The 17,493-nt window shown below is 69.4% G+C and carries 18 protein-coding genes; 11 read left to right on the forward strand and 7 right to left on the reverse strand.

Going from position 1 to position 17,493, the window contains the following annotated elements; all coding sequences use genetic code 11:
• Positions 1–8: 8 nt before the first annotated feature.
• Together RT051_RS08610 and RT051_RS08615 are read left to right on the forward strand one after the other, a co-directional pair.
• Entirely contained in the window at positions 9–920 is a 912-nt protein-coding gene (locus tag RT051_RS08610; RefSeq protein WP_313075070.1) for an ATP-binding protein, read from the forward strand.
• A gap of 393 nt (positions 921–1,313) precedes the next feature.
• Positions 1,314–2,717: an aspartate ammonia-lyase gene (locus RT051_RS08615; RefSeq protein ID WP_313075073.1), complete on the forward strand. Its 1,404-nt coding sequence runs from the start codon at positions 1,314–1,316 to the stop codon at positions 2,715–2,717.
• 72 nt (positions 2,718–2,789) lie between these two features.
• Here the strand turns inward: RT051_RS08615 and RT051_RS08620 are convergent, their stop codons facing one another.
• Both RT051_RS08620 and RT051_RS08625 read right to left on the reverse strand, forming a co-directional pair.
• On the reverse strand, positions 2,790–3,650 hold the full coding sequence (locus RT051_RS08620; RefSeq protein WP_313075076.1) for an META and DUF4377 domain-containing protein: 861 nt from the start codon (positions 3,648–3,650) through the stop codon (positions 2,790–2,792).
• A gap of 104 nt (positions 3,651–3,754) precedes the next feature.
• Positions 3,755–5,551, reverse strand: coding sequence for a glutamine--tRNA ligase/YqeY domain fusion protein (locus RT051_RS08625; protein ID WP_313075080.1), 1,797 nt, complete (start codon positions 5,549–5,551; stop codon positions 3,755–3,757).
• A 195-nt stretch (positions 5,552–5,746) separates the two neighbouring features.
• Between RT051_RS08625 and RT051_RS08630 the strand changes: the two genes are divergently transcribed.
• From RT051_RS08630 to RT051_RS08645, 4 genes are read left to right on the forward strand one after another with little or no spacing between them, the layout of a single operon-like run.
• The gene (locus RT051_RS08630) at positions 5,747–6,109 is read left to right on the forward strand and encodes a hypothetical protein (protein ID WP_313075083.1); all 363 of its coding nucleotides are present in this window, start codon (positions 5,747–5,749) and stop codon (positions 6,107–6,109) included.
• A gap of 60 nt (positions 6,110–6,169) precedes the next feature.
• Positions 6,170–6,628 (forward strand): type II 3-dehydroquinate dehydratase, encoded by a 459-nt coding sequence (aroQ, locus tag RT051_RS08635; protein WP_313075086.1) that lies wholly within the window; start codon positions 6,170–6,172, stop codon positions 6,626–6,628.
• Positions 6,616–7,539: an alpha/beta fold hydrolase gene (locus tag RT051_RS08640; RefSeq protein WP_409520580.1), complete on the forward strand. Its 924-nt coding sequence runs from the start codon at positions 6,616–6,618 to the stop codon at positions 7,537–7,539. Before aroQ ends, RT051_RS08640 begins: the two co-directional genes overlap by 13 nt.
• A gap of 51 nt (positions 7,540–7,590) precedes the next feature.
• Positions 7,591–8,469: a DUF3014 domain-containing protein gene (locus tag RT051_RS08645; RefSeq protein ID WP_313075090.1), complete on the forward strand. Its 879-nt coding sequence runs from the start codon at positions 7,591–7,593 to the stop codon at positions 8,467–8,469.
• On the opposite strand, the gene RT051_RS08650 is transcribed toward RT051_RS08645, so the two are convergent.
• The 5 genes from RT051_RS08650 to RT051_RS08670 all read right to left on the reverse strand — a co-directional run bounded on the left by RT051_RS08650 (position 8,453) and on the right by RT051_RS08670 (position 11,919).
• A complete protein-coding gene (locus RT051_RS08650; RefSeq protein WP_313075093.1) occupies positions 8,453–9,271 on the reverse strand; it encodes a zinc-dependent peptidase in 819 nt (272 codons plus the stop codon). The genes RT051_RS08645 and RT051_RS08650 overlap by 17 nt on opposite strands.
• 11 nt (positions 9,272–9,282) lie before the next feature.
• The gene (locus tag RT051_RS08655; protein WP_313075095.1) at positions 9,283–10,074 is read right to left on the reverse strand and encodes a UDP-2,3-diacylglucosamine diphosphatase; all 792 of its coding nucleotides are present in this window, start codon (positions 10,072–10,074) and stop codon (positions 9,283–9,285) included.
• A 34-nt stretch (positions 10,075–10,108) separates the two neighbouring features.
• Positions 10,109–10,645 carry a peptidylprolyl isomerase gene (locus RT051_RS08660; RefSeq protein WP_313075098.1) on the reverse strand — a complete coding sequence of 179 codons (537 nt, stop codon included), beginning with the start codon at positions 10,643–10,645 and terminating at the stop codon, positions 10,109–10,111.
• A 41-nt stretch (positions 10,646–10,686) separates the two neighbouring features.
• The gene (locus tag RT051_RS08665) at positions 10,687–11,271 is read right to left on the reverse strand and encodes a peptidylprolyl isomerase (protein ID WP_313075101.1); all 585 of its coding nucleotides are present in this window, start codon (positions 11,269–11,271) and stop codon (positions 10,687–10,689) included.
• A 93-nt stretch (positions 11,272–11,364) separates the two neighbouring features.
• Positions 11,365–11,919, reverse strand: a complete 555-nt coding sequence (locus tag RT051_RS08670; protein WP_313075104.1) for a tetratricopeptide repeat protein — start codon at positions 11,917–11,919, stop codon at positions 11,365–11,367.
• Between the two features lie 227 nt (positions 11,920–12,146).
• Between RT051_RS08670 and cysS the strand changes: the two genes are divergently transcribed.
• From cysS to RT051_RS08695, 5 genes are all read left to right on the forward strand, one after another.
• On the forward strand, positions 12,147–13,526 hold the full coding sequence (gene cysS, locus RT051_RS08675; RefSeq protein ID WP_313075107.1) for a cysteine--tRNA ligase: 1,380 nt from the start codon (positions 12,147–12,149) through the stop codon (positions 13,524–13,526).
• A 45-nt stretch (positions 13,527–13,571) separates the two neighbouring features.
• A complete protein-coding gene (locus tag RT051_RS08680) occupies positions 13,572–14,228 on the forward strand; it encodes a DNA-3-methyladenine glycosylase 2 family protein (protein ID WP_313075110.1) in 657 nt (218 codons plus the stop codon).
• Positions 14,229–14,314: 86 nt separating this feature from the next.
• A complete protein-coding gene (locus RT051_RS08685) occupies positions 14,315–15,292 on the forward strand; it encodes an acetyl-CoA carboxylase carboxyltransferase subunit alpha (protein WP_313075113.1) in 978 nt (325 codons plus the stop codon).
• Positions 15,255–16,358 (forward strand): tRNA lysidine(34) synthetase TilS, encoded by a 1,104-nt coding sequence (gene tilS, locus RT051_RS08690; protein ID WP_313075116.1) that lies wholly within the window; start codon positions 15,255–15,257, stop codon positions 16,356–16,358. The genes RT051_RS08685 and tilS overlap by 38 nt, the downstream gene beginning before the upstream one ends.
• Positions 16,359–16,392: 34 nt before the next feature.
• Positions 16,393–17,493: aspartate kinase (locus RT051_RS08695; RefSeq protein WP_313075119.1), on the forward strand; the 1,101-nt coding region annotated here is incomplete at its 3' end.

Raw genomic sequence — 17,493 nt, forward strand, 5'->3', positions numbered from 1 at the left:
AGCCGCCGGTGGCCCACCGCACCCAGGACAACGGTCGCAAGCGGGTGTCGATCCGCCCGCGCACCTTCGTATTCATCCTGTTCTGCCTGTTTCTCTGGGGTGTACAGCTGGCCGCGATTGCTCTGCTCTGGGTGTGGGGAGAGCGATGGGGCAGCACTACAACGCACAACGTGCAGCTCGTCGGTTTCGCAGCCACGCTGCTGCTGGGCGTGCTCCTCGTGCTGTGCCTGTCCCGGGCGCTGCGCTTGCGTGCCCGGAGGGCCAGGCAGCCTAGCCGAGAGGTGCTGCAGGAGCGCCAACGCATCGCGCGTGACCTGCACGATCAGGTCGGCTCCCGGCTGCTGGGTGCCATGGGACTCATGGACAGGACCGACGCCAGGGTCCAGCCCCTGGCAGAGGCGCTTGAACGGTGCCTGCTCGAATTGCGCTTGGTGGTCGATTCGATGGATGGGGAAGATGAAGCCCTCGCCGACCGGCTGGCACGGCTGCGGCACCGCCTGCAACCCGTGCTGGAGCGCCGTGGCCTGGCCTTGCGCTGGCAGGTCGAGTTCGACCCCCGCCTGCCCTGGCCCGAGGGGAAAGCGGCGCGGGATCTGGCAGCCATCGCCCAGGAAGCGCTGAGCAATGCGCTGCAGCATTCGCAAGCCAGCGAGCTGATGGTGAAAACCGCTTTCGTGACCGATACCCAGGGTCATCTGTGGTGGTGCCTGCAAATCAGCGACAACGGCCGCGGCCTGGCCCCGGGTGCTCTGGCGCATCGAGGGGGCCGGGGCCTAGAGAACATGCGTCGCCGGGCCGAAGGCATGGGAGCGCAGCTGGATCTGCGCTCCCCTGGCGGCCAGGGGCTGTGCGTGCAGGTCATGCTGCCCGGGCACTCCCCGGCGCAAGCAACGCCTCAGGCTGCGCAGCCCCCGGCCTGAACAGGCAATGCCGGGCATTGCGCTGGCGAGCCAGGCCCCTGGACCTTGGCCGTGTTCTTGCGACGACAGACCCGCGAAGCGGTTATGCGTGCAAGTGATGGATTCATGCATCGACCGCGCATTGGTTCATAATCGCGCCCATGCCCTGAGCGGCGCCGCTTCACTTCTTCCGTGGAGCCGTACCGCCAGGGCGTTGCCTCGTATGGATCTTCACGGCCCGGGTGCCACACCCGCCCGGGCCCTTGCACGCGCCGCTCAAGAAGTCTGGCGCGCTGGCCCCAGCGGCCGGCCCAGGTCCCTGCTGCGGCAGCTGCCCCATGTCACGGCAGCGCCCCAAGGGTCGCAAGACCCGCTCTCTTCTTTTTCATTTTTTCAAGCACCAGCAGCCCGACCATGCGCCAAGAACAGGACTTCCTCGGCCCCAAGACCATTCCTCCCGACGCCTACTGGGGCGTGCACACGGCGCGCGCCGTGGAAAACTTCCCCATCACCGGACAGACCGTGGCGCAAATGCCCGAGCTGATCCGCGCCTTCGCCTTCGTCAAGAAGGCCGCGGCCCAGGCCAACCTGGAACTGGGCGTGATCAACGAGACCCAGGCCGGCGCCATCGCCCGCGCCTGCGACGACCTGATCGCCGGCCAGCTGCATGACCAGTTCATCACCGACGTGATCCAGGGCGGGGCCGGCACCTCCACCAACATGAACGCCAACGAGGTGATCGCCAACCGGGCGCTGGAGCACCTGGGCCTGGACAAGGGCCGCTACGACGTGATCCACCCCAACGACCACGTCAATGCTTCACAAAGCACCAACGACACCTATCCGACGGCCGTCAAGATGGCGACCTGGTTCGGCATCCAGACGCTGCTGGATGCGCTGGCCTCGCTGCGCGGCGCTTTTGAGGCCAAGGCGCGCGAGTTCGCGCCCGTGCTGAAGGTGGGCCGCACCCAGCTGCAGGACGCCGTGCCCATGACGCTGGGCCAGGAGTTCGAGGCCTTCGCCGCCATGATCCGGGATGACGAACGCCGCCTGCGCGAGTCCGCCTACCTGATGTGCGAGATCAATATGGGCGGCACGGCGATTGGCACCGGCATCAACGCGCCGGTGGGCTATGTGGACGTGGTGACGCCGCGCCTGGCCGAGTTCTCGGGCGTTCCCGTCAAGGCCGCCGGCAACCTGATCGCCGCCACGTCCGACACGGGTGCCTTCGTCGATATCTCGGGTGTCTTGAAGCGCATCGCCGCCAAGCTGTCCAAGATCAGCAACGATCTGCGCCTCCTGTCCTCGGGGCCGCAGGCCGGGGTGTGCGACATCAAGCTGCCGGCGCGCCAGGCAGGCTCGTCCATCATGCCGGGCAAGGTCAACCCGGTGATCCCGGAGGTAATGAACCAAGTGTGCTTCGAGGTCATCGGCAACGACGTGGCCATCACCATGTCGGCCGAAGCTGGGCAGCTGCAGCTCAACGCCTTCGAGCCGCTGATTGCCTGGGCGCTGCACAAGAGCCTGCACCACCTGGCCCGCGCCTGCGCGACGCTGCAGACCAACTGCGTGGAAGGCATCGTCGCCAACCACGACCTGCTGACCGAGCGCATCGCCGAGTCGGTGACGCTGGTGACGGCACTCAACCCGTTGATCGGCTACGAGAAGGCCGCCTCCATCGCCAAGGGCGCCATCGCCAGCGGCAAGCCCATCGCCCAGGTCGCGGAAGACCTGGGCATCATGAGCCGCGCCGAACTGCAGAAGCTGCTCGTGGCCGAGCGCCTGACGCAGGCGGGCGCCCTGAGCAGCACTCAATAAAAAAGAGAGCTGCAACCCGAGAAACGGCGCGGGTTTCCGGCCGTTTCTTTGGTTTTTTAGCGCATCAACGCATCAGCGTACGCGCTCGGACTCCACCACCATGTCCAGCACGTAGGCCTGTGCCGAGGCATCGGCCGGCACGGGCTGGGGGCGGTCGAAGCGGTTGACCCGCACGATGTTGCGCATGCCGCTCTCGTGCCTGAAGCCTTCGATCTCGCCGTACAGCGGCTGCCACGGCCCTTCGCTCTGGCGCACGCCGTTGTTGTCGTAATAGATCTCGCGCACCTTCAGGCACTGGGCATTGGCCACCACGCCGTGGTTGCAGGCCATGCGGTCGGGCGCGACCTCCAGGAACATGCGCTGGCCGGCGCTGCCATAGCGTGTCTGTGCGGTGGGCGTGCCGGTCAGCTCCCAGCGGCTGCCATCGGCGAAGTGCAGCACCAGCAGGGCCGGGCCGCCAGCGTTGCTGCGCACTTCATAGCTGGCCGTGCCCTGGAGCTGGCGTGCCATGCGCGTCTCCAGGTCCATCCAGGTCGAGTTCGGGCAGGCGCGCCGGGTGGACACCCCCTGCGTCAACGTCAGGTTCTGGCCTTGCAGCTGGTAGCTGCTGCTGATCGCGTTGCACAGGTTCTGCACCGACACCCGTCCATCCTCGAAATGCAGGCGGGGCGGCTGCTCGCCAGGCACGCGCCAGCGCGTGTCGCTGCGCCCCTGCGTATCGGCCATGGCCACCATCTCCCAGTCGTGGGTGGTCAACTGCGGGGCCATGGCAGGCAGAACCGTGGCCGAGGGCGCCTGGGCCTGGCCCACGACGGTGCCCGACATCGACACGGGCGCTGGCGGGGCCGCATCCCGCGGACCGCTGGCGCAGGCCGTCATGAGGGCAGCCAGACCAGCCACGGACAGGGTTTTGAGGGCGAGGGTGGTGTGCATTGTTTCTCCGGCGAACGAGTTGAAAACAATGCGCACCGTAGCGCCGCGCCGCTACCCCCGGGGTAGGAAGGAGGCGGACGCGCCTGTCTGCCCCGACGCTCTGATTACCTGCCCCACGAATCCTTGAGGCCCGTGATGCGGTTGAATACCGGGTGCGCGGCGCTGTGCTCCTTGCAGTCGGCGACGAAGTAGCCGAAGCGCTCGAACTGGAACTTGTCGTCGGGCTGCGCGCCGGCGAGCGAGGGCTCGACCCAGGCGCTGGCCACTTTCAGGCTGTCCGGATTGAGCAGCGCCAGGTAGTCCTTGCCCCCCGCGTCTGGCTGGGCGTCGGTGAACAGGCGGTCATACAGCCGCACCTCGGCCTGCACGGCATCCTGCACCCCGACCCAGGTGATGGCGGCCTTGACCTTGACGCTGTCGGCGCCGGGCGTGCCGCTCTTGGTGTCCGGCACGACGGTGGCCAGCACGCGGGTGACGCGGCCGGCTTCGTCCTTCTCGCAGCCCGTGCATTCGATCACGTAGCCGCCCTTGAGGCGCACGCGGTTGCCGGGAAAGAGGCGTTTGTAGCCCTTGGGCGGCGCTTCGGCGAAGTCCTCGCGCTCGATCCAGGACTCGCGCCCGAGGGTGAAGCGGCGCAGGGGCGCGTCCTGGCCGTCCTGCGCGTGGGGCAGGGCGGGCAGCTCGCAGGGCTCCAGGTGTTCGTCGCTGCCGAAGACTTCGGCCCAGTTGGTCAGTTCGAGCCTGAGCGGGTCAAGCACCGCCATGGCGCGCGCCGCGCGTGCCTCCAGGTCGTCGCGCAGGCAGGCTTCCAGCAGCGCGTAATCGATCCAGGCGTAGTCCTTGGTCACGCCGATGCGCTCACAGAAGTCGCGGATGGACTCGGGCGTGAAGCCGCGCCGGCGCAGGCCCACGATGGTCGGCATGCGCGGGTCGTCCCAGCCGGTCAGGGTGCCGCTGTCCACCAGGTGCTTGAGCTTTCTCTTGCTCGTGACGACGTAGGTCAGGTTCAGCCGGGCGAATTCGTACTGGCGCGGCTGGGGCGAGGCGATCAGGCCGCCCTCGCGCAAGTGGTCCAGCAGCCAGTCGTAGAACGGGCGCTGGTCCTCGAACTCCAGCGTGCAGATGGAGTGGGTGATGTGCTCCAGCGCGTCCTCGATGGGGTGGGCGTAGGTGTACATCGGGTAGATGCACCACTGGCTGCCGGTGTTGTGGTGCTCGGCGTGCTTGATGCGGTAGATGGCCGGGTCGCGCAGGTTGATGTTGGGCGCGGCCATGTCTATTTTGGCGCGCAGCACGGCGGCGCCATCGGGCAGGTGGCCCTCCTTCATCTCGCGAAAGCGCGCCAGGTTCTCGGCCACGCTGCGGCTGCGGTAGGGGCTGTCGGTGCCCGGGCGGGTGAAGTCGCCGCGGTTGGCGCGCATCTCTTCGGGCGCCTGCTCGTCCACGTAGGCCAGTCCGCGTTCGATCAGGTACTCGGCGGCGCGGTACATGAAGTCGAAGTAGTTGCTGGCGTAATACAGGTTCTCGTGGCCGTCGGCATCCTTCCAGTCGAAGCCCAGCCAGTGCACGGCATCGATGATGGCGTCGACGTACTCCTGGTCTTCCTTCTCGGGGTTGGTGTCGTCGAAGCGCAGGTGGCAGGTGCCGCCATAGTCGCGCGCCAGGCCAAAATTCACGCAGATGCTCTTGGCGTGGCCCACGTGCAGGTAGCCGTTGGGCTCGGGCGGAAAGCGCGTGCGGATGCGGGCCTCGTCCACGCCACCCTGCTCGTGATGCCGGGCGTCGCCCGGCCCGCCGCCCCAGCGGCGGCCGGCGTGGGTGCCCTGCTGCAGATCGGCCTCGACGATCTGGCGCAGGAAATTGCTGGGTTTCGGGGTTTCTTTGTCGGCGCTGGTGCTCATTGCCTGATTTTAGGCCGCTGGCGGTTACGGCCTGTGACGCGGGGCCGTACGTTCCGACACAACAAAGATCGACACTCTGCCATCCCCGCGCCCCTCTGGTGCGTTGTACCGCAAAGCCCTCCGCGGCTTTTTCCTCTTATTCATCTCTGGCTAGAAAAGCGGGCGGCCGTGCGCTGCCGCCACAGGAGAATCCTCATGACCGCAGATCGTTCCCGCCTCGCCGCGCTTGCCTCGGCCGCCCTGGGCCTGGCCTTGCTGGGAGGCGCAGGCGCCGCCCAGGCGCGCAGCGACGTGTACTGGTCGGTGGGCGTGGGCGTGCCGGGCGTGGTGGTGGGTGCAAGCAGCGCCGCGCCGGTCTACTACACCCCGCCGCCCGTCTATTACACGCCCCCGCCGCCCGTCTATCACATGCCGCCGGCCTACCGGTCGCCGCGACCGGTGTACTACGGGCCGCCGGCCGTCATCATCTCGCCGCGCCCGCCGGCCTATTACCACCACGGTCATCGTGGCCACCGCGGCGGGGGGCACCACGGGGGCGGACACCGCAACTGGCGCTAGCCCCGGGGGCTGCCGGGCGGCTCGCATAATGGCGGCCCACCCATGCCGGCAGCCTTCCCAATGTCCTCGACCCAGACCGTCTTCGTCCTCAACGGCCCCAACCTGAACCTGCTGGGCACGCGTGAGCCGCAGATCTACGGTGCCCACACGCTCGCCGACGTCGAGGGGCTGTGTCGCCAGAGCTGCGAACGCCATGGGCTGACCCTGGTCTTTCGCCAGAGCAACCACGAAGGCGAGCTGGTGGACTGGATTCACGAAGCCGGTCGCCTGCACGCCGCCGGCCGGCTGGCCGGGCTGGTGCTCAACGCCGGCGCCTATACCCATACCAGCGTGGCCCTGCTCGATGCCGTCAAGGGCACGGGCGTGCCGCTGGTGGAGCTGCACATCAGCAATGTGCATGCGCGCGAGGCGTTTCGCCACCATTCCTACCTGTCGGCCGCGGCACGCGCCGTGTTGTGCGGCTTCGGCGTGCAGGGCTACCAGCTGGCCATTGACGGCGTGGCGCAGTGGAGTACCTGAATCGCACGGCCCGGCCGCCGCTGCCCGACTGGGTGGTGGCGCTGGCGGGCCGGGCCCGGCAGCTGCGCACACCCTGCTGCGCGGGCTCCATGGTCTGGCGTGTCTGGGAGTCCGTGGCAGGCGGCACGGCCCAGCCCCCGCTCGTGCTGCTGCATGGCGGCAGCGGCAGCTGGCTGCACTGGGTGCGCAACATCGACGCCCTGCTGGCGACCGGCCGCAGCGTCTGGGTACCGGACCTGCCCGGCTTCGGTGATTCGGACCCGCCGCCGGTCGGGTCCGACGCCGACGCGCTGGTGCTGCCGCTGGCGCAGGGCCTTGCCGGGCTTTTCGAGGGGCGCGCCTGCGACCTGGTGGGATTTTCCTTCGGCGGTCTGGTGGCCGGGCTGCTCCTGGCAGAGCACCCCGCGCTGGCGCGCCAGCTGGTGCTGGTGGGCGCGCCCGCCATGGGGGTGGTGCCCAGGCGCCAGTTCGAACTGCTGGCCTGGCGGCATCTCGCCGCGCAGGAGCAGCTGCGCGTGCATCGCCACAACCTGGCGGCCCTGATGTTGGCCGACCCCGCTGCCATCGATGCCGACGGCGGGCTGGCGCTGGCCGTGCACGTGGCCAACGTGATGCGTGACCGCATGCCGCGCCGCCGCCTGGCGCACACCGATGCCCTGGCGCGTGCGCTGCCGCAGGTGGCGTGTCCGGTCCATGCCATCTACGGCCGGGCCGATGCGCTGTACAAGTCCTGGATCGGCGAACTCGAAGGGGCCTACGCCCGGGCGACACCCGACTTTCGCGGCCTGCAGCTGATCGAGGGCGCCGGCCACTGGGTGCAGTTCGAGCAGGCCGCGGCCTTGCAACACGCGCTGCTGGCCGCGCTGCGGGCGGGAGCCCCGGCTCCCGACAGGGACACATCCGGGCGCTGAAGGATGCCCCGGGTGCCTTCCGTGGCACCATGGACGCGAAAGGACCAGCCCATGCCCGCACCCGACTCTGTCCGGCGCCCGTCTTCCCAACCCACCGCGGCCTCCTTTGCCGGATGGCTGCTGCTGCTCGTGGCCATCGTGGCCGCCAGCGCCTGGTGGTGGTGGAAGGAGCGGCGCGCTTTCGCCCCCGAGAGCGTCCAGGCGACGGCCGCCGCCCCGGCAGACCAGCCGCCTGCCGCCGAGCCGGCGTTGCACCACCCCATCGAAGACATTGCGCCGCCGCAGCAGCCCCTGCCGCCGCTGGCCGAGGCCGACGGCGAGGTGCGCCAGGCGCTGGACGGATTGCTGGGCGCACGCCAGGTAGCCACCTTCCTGGAGCCCGAGGGCTTTGTGCGCCGCACCGTCGCCACGGTGGACAACCTGACGCGCGAGCACGTGGCCGCACGCCTGTGGCCGGTGCAGCCGGCACCCGGACGCTTTGCCGTGCAGGGGCCGGCCGATGCGCAGACGCAGACCATCGCGCCCGACAACGCCACGCGCTACCGGGCCTTCGTCGCTTTTGCCGAGGGTGTGCCGCTGGATGCGGCCGTGGGGCTCTATGCCCGGCTCTATCCGTGGTTCCAGACGGCCTATGAGGAGCTGGGCTACCCGGGACGCTACTTCAATGACCGGCTGGTGGCCGTGCTCGACCACCTGCTAGCCACGCCCGAGCCGGCCGGTCCGCTGGCGGTGCAGCTCACCGCCGTGGCGGGCCAGGTGCCCTCCACCCGGCCCTGGGTGCGCTACGAGTTCGCCGACCCGGCGCTGCAGCGCCTGAGCAGCGGCCAGAAGATGCTGCTGCGCATGGGCCCCGAGAACGCCCGGCGCCTGAAGGCAGTGCTGGCCGGCGTGCGCCAGCGCGTGGCCACCGGCATCAGACCCCCGGCCTAAAGAAAGCCTGCAGCACCGGGGCCAGGGCGGGAAACTCCTGGCCAAAGCGCTCGCGGTGCACGAACCAGGCCTCGCACGCCACGGCAAAAAATTCTGCCGGCGCCGTCGCGCCATAGGCATCCAGCCAGGGCCAGTCGCCGCCGAAGCGCTGGGCGATGACCACCTGCTCGCGAAACGCCTGGTAAGCCGGCTCCCAGGCAGCGCGCCAGGCCGCATGCGCCGCGCGCACCCCGTGCGTGCCGAGAAAGCCGGGCGGCAAGGGCGGGCAGCCGTCGGCCACGCCATTTTTCATGTCGATCTTGTGCACGAACTCGTGGATCACCACGCTGGTGGCGTGCTCGCCGTCCGCGCGCCCGGCGGCATCGACGGCGGGCCAGCTGAGCATGACTGGGCCTCCCTCCATGGCTTCGCCCTGCAGCACCTCGTGGTAATGGTGCACCACGCCCGCCTCGTCGATGGCCTTGCGCCGCGCCAGCGCGTCGCTGGGGTGCACCACGATGCCGACGAAGTCGTCATACCAGGCCAGGGCCTGCGCCGGCTCGCCCCAGTGCAGCAGGGGCAGGCAGGCCTGGGCGGCGATCGACAGCGCCATGGCGTCGCTCACCTGCAGCCCGTGCGCACCGGTGAACTGCTTGCGCTGCAAAAACAGGGCGCTGAGCGCGCGCAGCCGGGCCAGCTCTGCCAGATCCAGGGCCGCCAGGAAGGGGTGACGCGCCACAACCTGCAGCCACAGCGCGGCCGGGATGTCCGGCACCGGCGCCACGGCGCCGCGCACGCGTTGCACCAGTCTGCGCAGCCACATGGAGGGCGCCCTCAATGGCAAGAAAAGCCGGCCAGAGGCAGGCGTTCGGCCCCGTGCGCGCCCAGGCGCAGCACACCGGCGCGCGGCGGCGTGGCGGCCAGGTCCCAGTCGGTCAGCACGTGGCGCATGGCGCCACCGGGCAGGACATGGTCCGCCGGCAGGTGGGTGTGGCCATGGACCAGTGCGTCGGCCCGGGCCGCCTGCAGCCAGGCCTGCACGGCCTGCGGGTGCACGTCGGCATAAGGGGCGTTGCCGGCCTGTTTCTTTGCCTCGCTGGCATCGCGCGCGTTGCGGCCGGTGGCGCGGCGCTCGGCCAGCGGCCGGGCCAGCAGCGCGCCCTGCCAGGCCGGCTCGCGCGACAGCGCGCGAAAGCGCTGGTAGGGCAGATCGTCCAGGCACAGCGCGTCGCCGTGACTCAGCAGCCAGCGCCGGCCGGCAAAGACCAGCAGCGTCGGGTCGGCCAGCAGGACGATGCCGGTGCGTCGGGAGAACTCGGCGCCGACCAGAAAGTCGCGGTTGCCGTGCATGAAATAGGTCGGCCGCAGCTGCGCCGCCTCGCGCAGCAGGGCGCAGCATTCGCCCTCGAAGCTGCCCGGCTCGTCCATGGCGTCGTCGCCCACCCAGACCTCGAACAGGTCGCCCAGCAGGAGCACGGCATCCGCCGTGGTGGCGCGCAGGTGCCGGGCCAGCGCGGCCAGGGTGGCGGGCGCGCCGGGCTCCAGGTGCAGGTCGGACAGACAGTCCACCGCGCGCCAGCCGGCCGGCGCGTGCAGCTCGGCGATGGGGGGCACGGCCGGGTTCATGCGAGGCAGGGTCTGGGCGATGCGGCGGCAGCCGTCAGAGGGCGACGGCCTTCTCGATCACCACGGCGTCGTAGGGCACGTCGTCGTGGAAGCCCTTGCGCGTGGTGCGCACCTTCTTGATCTGCTCGACCATGTCCTCGCCGGAGACGACCTTGCCGAACACGGCATAGCCCCAGCCCTGGCCCGTGGGCGAGGTGTGGTTCAGGAAGCCGTTATCCACCACGTTGATGAAGAACTGGGCGGTGGCGCTGTGCGGGTCGCCCGTGCGTGCCATGGCGATGGTGTACTTGTCGTTCTTCAGGCCGTTGGCGGCTTCGTTCTCGATGGGCGCGTCGGTGGCCTTTTGCTTCATGTCGGGGGTGAAGCCGCCGCCCTGGAGCATGAAGCCCTTGATGACGCGGTGAAAGATCGTGCCGTCGTAGAAGCCCTTGTTCACGTACGACAGGAAGTTCTCGGTGGACTTGGGCGCATGCTCGCGGTCGAGCTCCAGGGTGATCACGCCCTTGGAGACGGTGTCCCCCTCGGTGATGCTCATGTGCAGTTCGACTCGCGGGTTGGGGTTGGCGCTCATGGCTGCGGCTCCTTGTGGGTGGGTACGGGAAAAGGGGTTGCTTACTGGACGACGCTGGCCGACCGGATGACCACCGGCGTGCTCGGCACATTCTGGTGCATGCCGCGGCTGCTGGTGGCGACGGCGCGGATGCGCTCCACCACGTCGGTGCCGCCGACCACCTTGCCGAAGACGGCATAGCCGTGGCCGTCGGGCTTGGGCGCGTTGAGCGAGTCGTTGTTCGCCACGTTGATGAAGAACTGGGCCGTGGCCGAATCGGGGTTGCCCGTGCGTGCCATGGCGATGGTGTACTTGTCGTTCTTCAGGCCGTTGGCGGCTTCGAGCTTGATGGGCGCGCGAGTGGGCTTTTGCTGCATCTCGGGGGTGAAGCCGCCGCCCTGGATCATGAAGCCGTCGATGACGCGGTGAAAGATGGTGCCGTCGTAGTGGCCGTCCTTCACGTAGGTGAGGAAGTTGTCCACCGTCTGCGGCGCCCGGGCCGGGTCCAGCTGCACCACGATGTCGCCCATGGATGTCGCCAGGCGCACCTGGGGCTGGGCCGTCTGGGCCAGGGTGGGTGCTACACAAAAGATGGCAGCTAGTCCAATGCTGGCAAGGGTTGAAGCGACTTTTCTTCTGGAAATCATGGTCATCGGCTCCAAAGCGGGAAGGAAGGGGGGACGGGGTGAAAGTGGGGTGCGCCGCGCAGGCTGCGCGGATCGGGCGGGGCGGGCCGCCGCTCAGCGCCCGCCTGGCGGCAGCGCCAGCAGCTGGCGCAGCAGCTGCATGCGCGGCGCCACCTGCGCCGCGGCCGACGGGGCGAGTTCGCCCGCGCGGGCATAGGAGGCAAGCGCCAGGCGGCTGTAGATGTCGCCCAGGTTTTCATGCGCCACGGCGTAGTCGGGGCGGGCGCGCACCGCCATCTCAAGGGCTTCTCGCGCCTTGTCGATCTGGTTGCGGCCGGCATAGAGCACGGCCAGGTTGTTGTAGGGCTCGGGCAGCTCGGGGTAGGTCTGGGTCAGCTGCACCAGGGCCTCAATGGCCTCGTCCTGGCGGTTCGTGTCGGCCAGCGCCACCGCGCGCAGAAAGCGCAGCTGCGGATCGCCCGGATGGGCGGCGATGCGCTCGTCGAGCAACGGCAGGGCCGCGCCGGCCTGGCCCGCGCGCAGCAGCTGCTGCACGTCGTCGTAGCCATGGCCTGGCTGCTGCTGCGCCTGCGCTCCCCCGGCGAGCAGGGCGGCCGCCAGGGCCAGCCAGCGCAGAAAACCGGGGGCGGGGCGGCGGGCAGCGTTCATGCGAGGGGGCAAAGGGGAGGGGGAGGGAAGACAGGCCGCGGGCCTGACGGGCTGCCCGCACGGGGCGGCAGGCGGGCTTATACTGCCGGCGATTGTATCCGAGGGGTTTTCGCCGAGGCCGAACGGCGGCCCGCCCGGGCAGGCCGCCCGCCCCCGCCAGGCGATGGGCCCGGCTGCCCCGCCACCAGCGCCCCCGCTTCCCTTTTTCCGCCCTTTCACTCCTCTGCATGAGCTTGCGTATCTACAACACGCTGTCGCGTGCGCTCGTGGACTTCTCCCCGCTCGAACCCGGCCATGTGCGCATGTACGTCTGCGGCATGACCGTCTATGACCTGTGCCACCTGGGCCATGCCCGGTCCATGATCGCCTTCGACGTGGTGCAGCGCTGGCTGCGCGCCTCGGGCTACACCGTGACCTACGTGCGCAACATTACCGACATCGACGACAAGATCATCCGCCGCGCGCTGGACAACGGCGAATCCGTCCGCAGCCTCACGGGCCGCATGATCGCCGCCCTGCACCAGGACGCCGACGCCCTGGGAATAGAGCGGCCCACGCACGAGCCGCGCGCCACCGACTACGTGCCCCAGATGCTGGACATGATCGGCCGGCTGCAGGAACGCGGCCTGGCCTATCAGGCGGGCAGCGGCGACGTGAATTTCTCCGTGCGCAAGTTCCCCGGCTATGGCCGGCTGTCGGGCAAGTCGCTGGACGACCTGCACGCCGGCGAGCGCGTGGCCGTGCAGGACGGCAAGCACGACCCGCTGGACTTCGTGCTCTGGAAGAGCGCCAAGGACGATGAGCCCGCCGAGGTGCGCTGGGCCAGCCCCTGGGGGGCCGGGCGCCCCGGTTGGCATATCGAGTGCTCGGCCATGGGCTGCGCGCTGCTGGGTGAGAGCTTCGACATCCACGGCGGCGGGGCCGACCTGGCCTTCCCGCACCACGAGAACGAGATCGCGCAGAGCGAGGGCGCCACCGGCCAGCCGTTCGCGCAGGTCTGGATGCACAACGGCTTCATCAATGTGGACAACGAGAAGATGTCCAAGAGCCTGGGCAACTTCTTCACCATCCGCGACGTGCTGCAGAGCTACGACGCCGAGGTCGTGCGCTTTTTCGTGGTGCGCAGCCACTACCGCAGCCCGCTGGCCTACAGCGACGTGCATCTGAACGACGCGCGCGCCGCGCTCAGGCGCCTCTACACCGCGCTCAGCCTGGTGGCGCCCGCGCCCCTGGCGGAAGTGGACTGGAGCGGACTGCACGCCGCGCGCTTCAAGGCCGCCATGGACGAGGACTTCGGCACGCCCGAGGCCGTGGCCGTGCTGTTCGACCTGGCGGGCGAGGTCAACCGCAGCCGCTCGGCCGAGACCGCCGGCCTGCTCAAGGCCCTGGGCGCCCACCTGGGCCTGCTGCAGGCCGAGCCCGAGGCCTTCCTGCAGTCCGGCAGCACGCTGGATGCCGCGGCCATCGAGGAGCGCATCGCCGCGCGCACTGCCGCCAAGGCGGCCCGCGACTGGGCCGAGGCCGACCGCATCCGCGCCGCGCTGCTGGCCGAGGGCATCGCCCTCAAGGACGGCGCCGACGGTACCACCTGGGAGGCCGCGCGGTAAATGGCATTGCAGGTAAAACAGCTGAAAACCCGCACGGAGTAACGGGTGGCAGCTAGCAAAAAAGAAGCGCCCGCCGTGCTTGCGGGCCAGCCCGGCTACTGGGCGGAGGCGTGCCGGCACCTGGCGCGCAAGGACCGGGTCATGAAACGCCTGATCCCGCAGTTCAGCGACAGCGCCCTGCAGTCGCGCGGCGACGCGTTTGCCACGCTGGCGCGCAGCGTGGTGGGCCAGCAGATCTCGGTCAAGGCCGCGCAGCGCGTGTGGGACCGCTTCATCGCCCTGCCCGAGGCGCTGACGCCGGCCGAGGTGCTGCGCCTGCGTGTGGACGACATGCGCGCGGCCGGCCTGTCGGCGCGTAAGGTCGAGTACATCGTCGACCTGGCGCTGCACTTCGATGGCGGCAAGCTCGAGCCCGCGCGCTGGCAGGGCATGGACGACGAGGCCATCATCGGCGAGCTGGTGGCGATCCGCGGCATTGGCCGCTGGACGGCGGAGATGTTCCTGATCTTCCACCTGCTGCGGCCCAACGTGCTGCCGCTGGACGACGTGGGCCTGATCCGCGGCATCAGCCAGAACTACTTCTCGGGCGAGCCCGTCAGCCGCAGCGATGCGCGCGAGGTGGCTCAGGCCTGGCGGCCCTGGGCCAGCGTGGCCACTTGGTATATTTGGCGCTCGCTGGATCCCCTGCCGGTCAACTACTGATTCCCACGACCGATTCCAACGAACTCCTGGCCCCGTGCGCCCCAGCCGCGGGCGGCACCCGGCGGGCCAGACGAGGAGCAAGCATCTTGGCAAAGAAAACCTTCCTGGACTTCGAGCAACCCATCGCGGAACTCGAGGCAAAGATCGACGAGCTGCGCTACGTGCAAAGCGAGAGCGCGGTGGACATCTCCGAGGAGATCGAGCAGCTCGGCAAAAAGAGCCACCAGCTCACCAAGGACATCTACAGCACTCTCACGCCCTGGCAGATCACGAAGATCGCGCGCCACCCCGAGCGCCCGTACACGCTGGACTACGTCCGCGAGATCTTCACCGACTTCGTCGAGCTGCACGGCGACCGGCACTTCGCCGACGACCAGTCCATCGTCGGCGGCCTGGCGCGCTTCAACGGCAACGCCTGCATGGTGGTCGGCCACCAGAAGGGGCGGGGGACGAAGGAGCGCGCCGCGCGCAACTTCGGCATGACGCGCCCCGAGGGCTACCGCAAGGCGCTGCGCCTGATGAAGACGGCCGAGAAGTTCAAGCTGCCGGTCTTCACCTTCGTCGATACACCTGGCGCCTTTCCCGGCATCGACGCCGAGGAACGCGGCCAGTCCGAGGCGATCGGCCGCAACATCTACGAGATGGCGCAGCTGGAAGTGCCCATCATCACCACGGTGATCGGCGAAGGCGGCTCGGGCGGCGCTCTGGCGATCTCCGTGGCCGACCAGGTCATCATGCTGCAGTACTCGGTCTATTCGGTCATCAGCCCCGAGGGCTGCGCCTCCATCCTGTGGAAGACCAGCGAGCGCGCGCAGGACGCGGCCGAGGCCATGGGCATCACCGCGCACCGCCTGAAAGCGCTGGGCCTGGTGGACAAGATCGTCAGCGAGCCGGTGGGTGGGGCGCACCGCGACCCCAGGCAGATGGCGTCGCTGCTCAAGCGCGCCCTGGGCGATGCCTGGCGCCAGCTGGCCGACCTGAAGACGCCCGAGCTGCTGCAGCGCCGCTACGAGCGGCTGCAAAGCTATGGGCGCTTCTCCGACACCAAGGCCGACAGCCGCTGACGTCCGCCGGGCAGCAGCGCCCGGCGCCACGTCCGCCGCGGGCTTCGAAGCCTTCGACGCGGCCATCGCCGCATTCGTCCCCCGCCTGCCGCTGGCCGTGGCGCTGAGCGGTGGCGCCGATTCGAGCGCGCTCCTGATCGCCTGCGCCGCGCGCTGGCCGGGCCGGGTGCAGGCCCTGCACGTGCACCACGGCCTGCAGGCCGCGGCCGACGACTTCGAGCGGCACTGCGCCGCGCTGTGCGCGCGCCTTGCCGTGCCCCTGGCCGTGCAGCGCGTGGATGCCCGCCCCGCGCCCGGCCAGAGTCCCGAGGACGCGGCGCGCCACGCCCGCTACCAGGCTTTGACCGCTCTGGCCCTTGCCACGCAAGGAGATGCAGCTATTCAAACCATAGCGTTGGCGCAGCACGCCGACGACCAGGTGGAGACGCTGCTGCTGGCGCTGTCGCGCGGTGCCGGGGTGGCGGGGCTGGCCGCCATGCCGGCGCAGTGGCGGCAGGGAGGGCTGCTATGGCAGCGGCCGCTGCTGGCGGTGCCGGGCGCCCAGGTGCGCGCTTGGCTGCGTGCGCGCGGCGAGACCTGGATCGAAGACCCGACCAACGTCGACGAGCGCTACACGCGCAACCGCATTCGCCGGCGCCTGCTGCCGGTGCTCGAACAGGTCTTCCCGCAGTTTCGCCCCACCTTCGCGCGCTCCTGCCAGCATGCGGCGCAGGCGCATGAATTGCTGCAGGAGCTGGCCGCGGCCGACCTGGCCGGCGTGGGTGTGCCGCCGCGCATCGAGCAGCTGCGGGCGCTGACGCCCGCGCGCCAGGCCAACGTGCTGCGCCACTGGCTGCGCACCTGCCACGCCACCACGCCGAGCGCCGCGCAGCTGGCCGAGCTGCAGTCGCAGCTGGCCGCCTGCAGCACGCGTGGACACCGTATCCGCATCAGGGTCGGGCAGGGCTGCGTGGTGCGCGAAGGCGCGGTGCTCGATTGCTACAATCCCGCGGTTTTGGCTCCCTCATCCGAACGGGGCGCCAGCGCGCCAAAACCCGCGCCGCACCCGCGCCGCGACAGCCCCTGAGCGCCACAGGCCCCGCTCCCATTCAAGATATTCCATGGCATTGTTCGTTCACAAATACGGCGGCACGTCGATGGGCTCGACCGAGCGCATCCGCAACGTCGCCAAGCGCGTGGCCAAGTGGGCGCGCGCGGGCCACCAGATGGTGGTGGTGCCCAGCGCCATGAGCGGCGAAACCAACCGCCTGCTCGGCCTGGCCAAGGAGCTGGCGCCCTCGAAAAAAGACACCGCCTACCACCGCGAGCTCGACATGCTGGCCGCCACGGGCGAGCAGGCCTCGTCGGCGCTGCTGGCGATCGCGCTGCAGGCCGAGGGCCTGCCGTCGGTGAGCTACACCGGCTGGCAGGTGCCCGTGCGCACCGATTCGAGCTACACCAAGGCGCGCATCGAGTCCATTGACGATCAGCGCGTGCGCGCCGACCTCGATGCCGGCCGCGTGGTCATCGTGACGGGCTTCCAGGGCATCGACGAGGGCGGCCACATCACCACGCTGGGCCGGGGCGGCTCCGACACCTCGGCCGTGGCGATTGCCGCCGCCATGGGCGCGGCCGAAGTGCTGATCTACACCGATGTGGACGGCGTCTACACCACTGACCCGCGCGTCGTGCCCGAGGCCCGGCGCCTCAACTCGCTGAGCTTCGAGGAGATGCTGGAGATGGCCAGCCTGGGCAGCAAGGTGCTGCAGATCCGCTCGGTCGAGTTTGCCGGCAAGTACCGCGTGCCCATGCGCGTGCTGTCGAGCTTCACGTCCTGGGACATCGACATCGAGGAAGAGGCCAAGTCCGGCACATTGATCACCTTTGAGGAAGACGAACAAATGGAAAAAGCCGTCGTATCGGGCATCGCGTTCACCCGCGACGAAGCCAAAATTTCCGTCCTGGGCGTGCCCGATACCCCGGGCATCGCGCACCAGATCCTGGGCGCCGTGGCCCAGGCCAACATCGACGTGGACGTGATCATCCAGAACGTCGGCAAGGAAGGCCGCACCGACTTCAGCTTCACCGTCAACCGCGGCGACTACCAGCGAACCATCGAACTGCTCAAGGAGCAGGTGGTGCCGCAGCTGGGCGCGGAAGAGGTGACGGGCGACGACAAGATCGCCAAGGTCAGCATCGTCGGCATCGGCATGCGCAGCCAC

This window comes from Melaminivora sp., assembly GCF_032059615.1.
Taxonomy (GTDB): Bacteria; Pseudomonadota; Gammaproteobacteria; order Burkholderiales; family Burkholderiaceae_C; genus Melaminivora.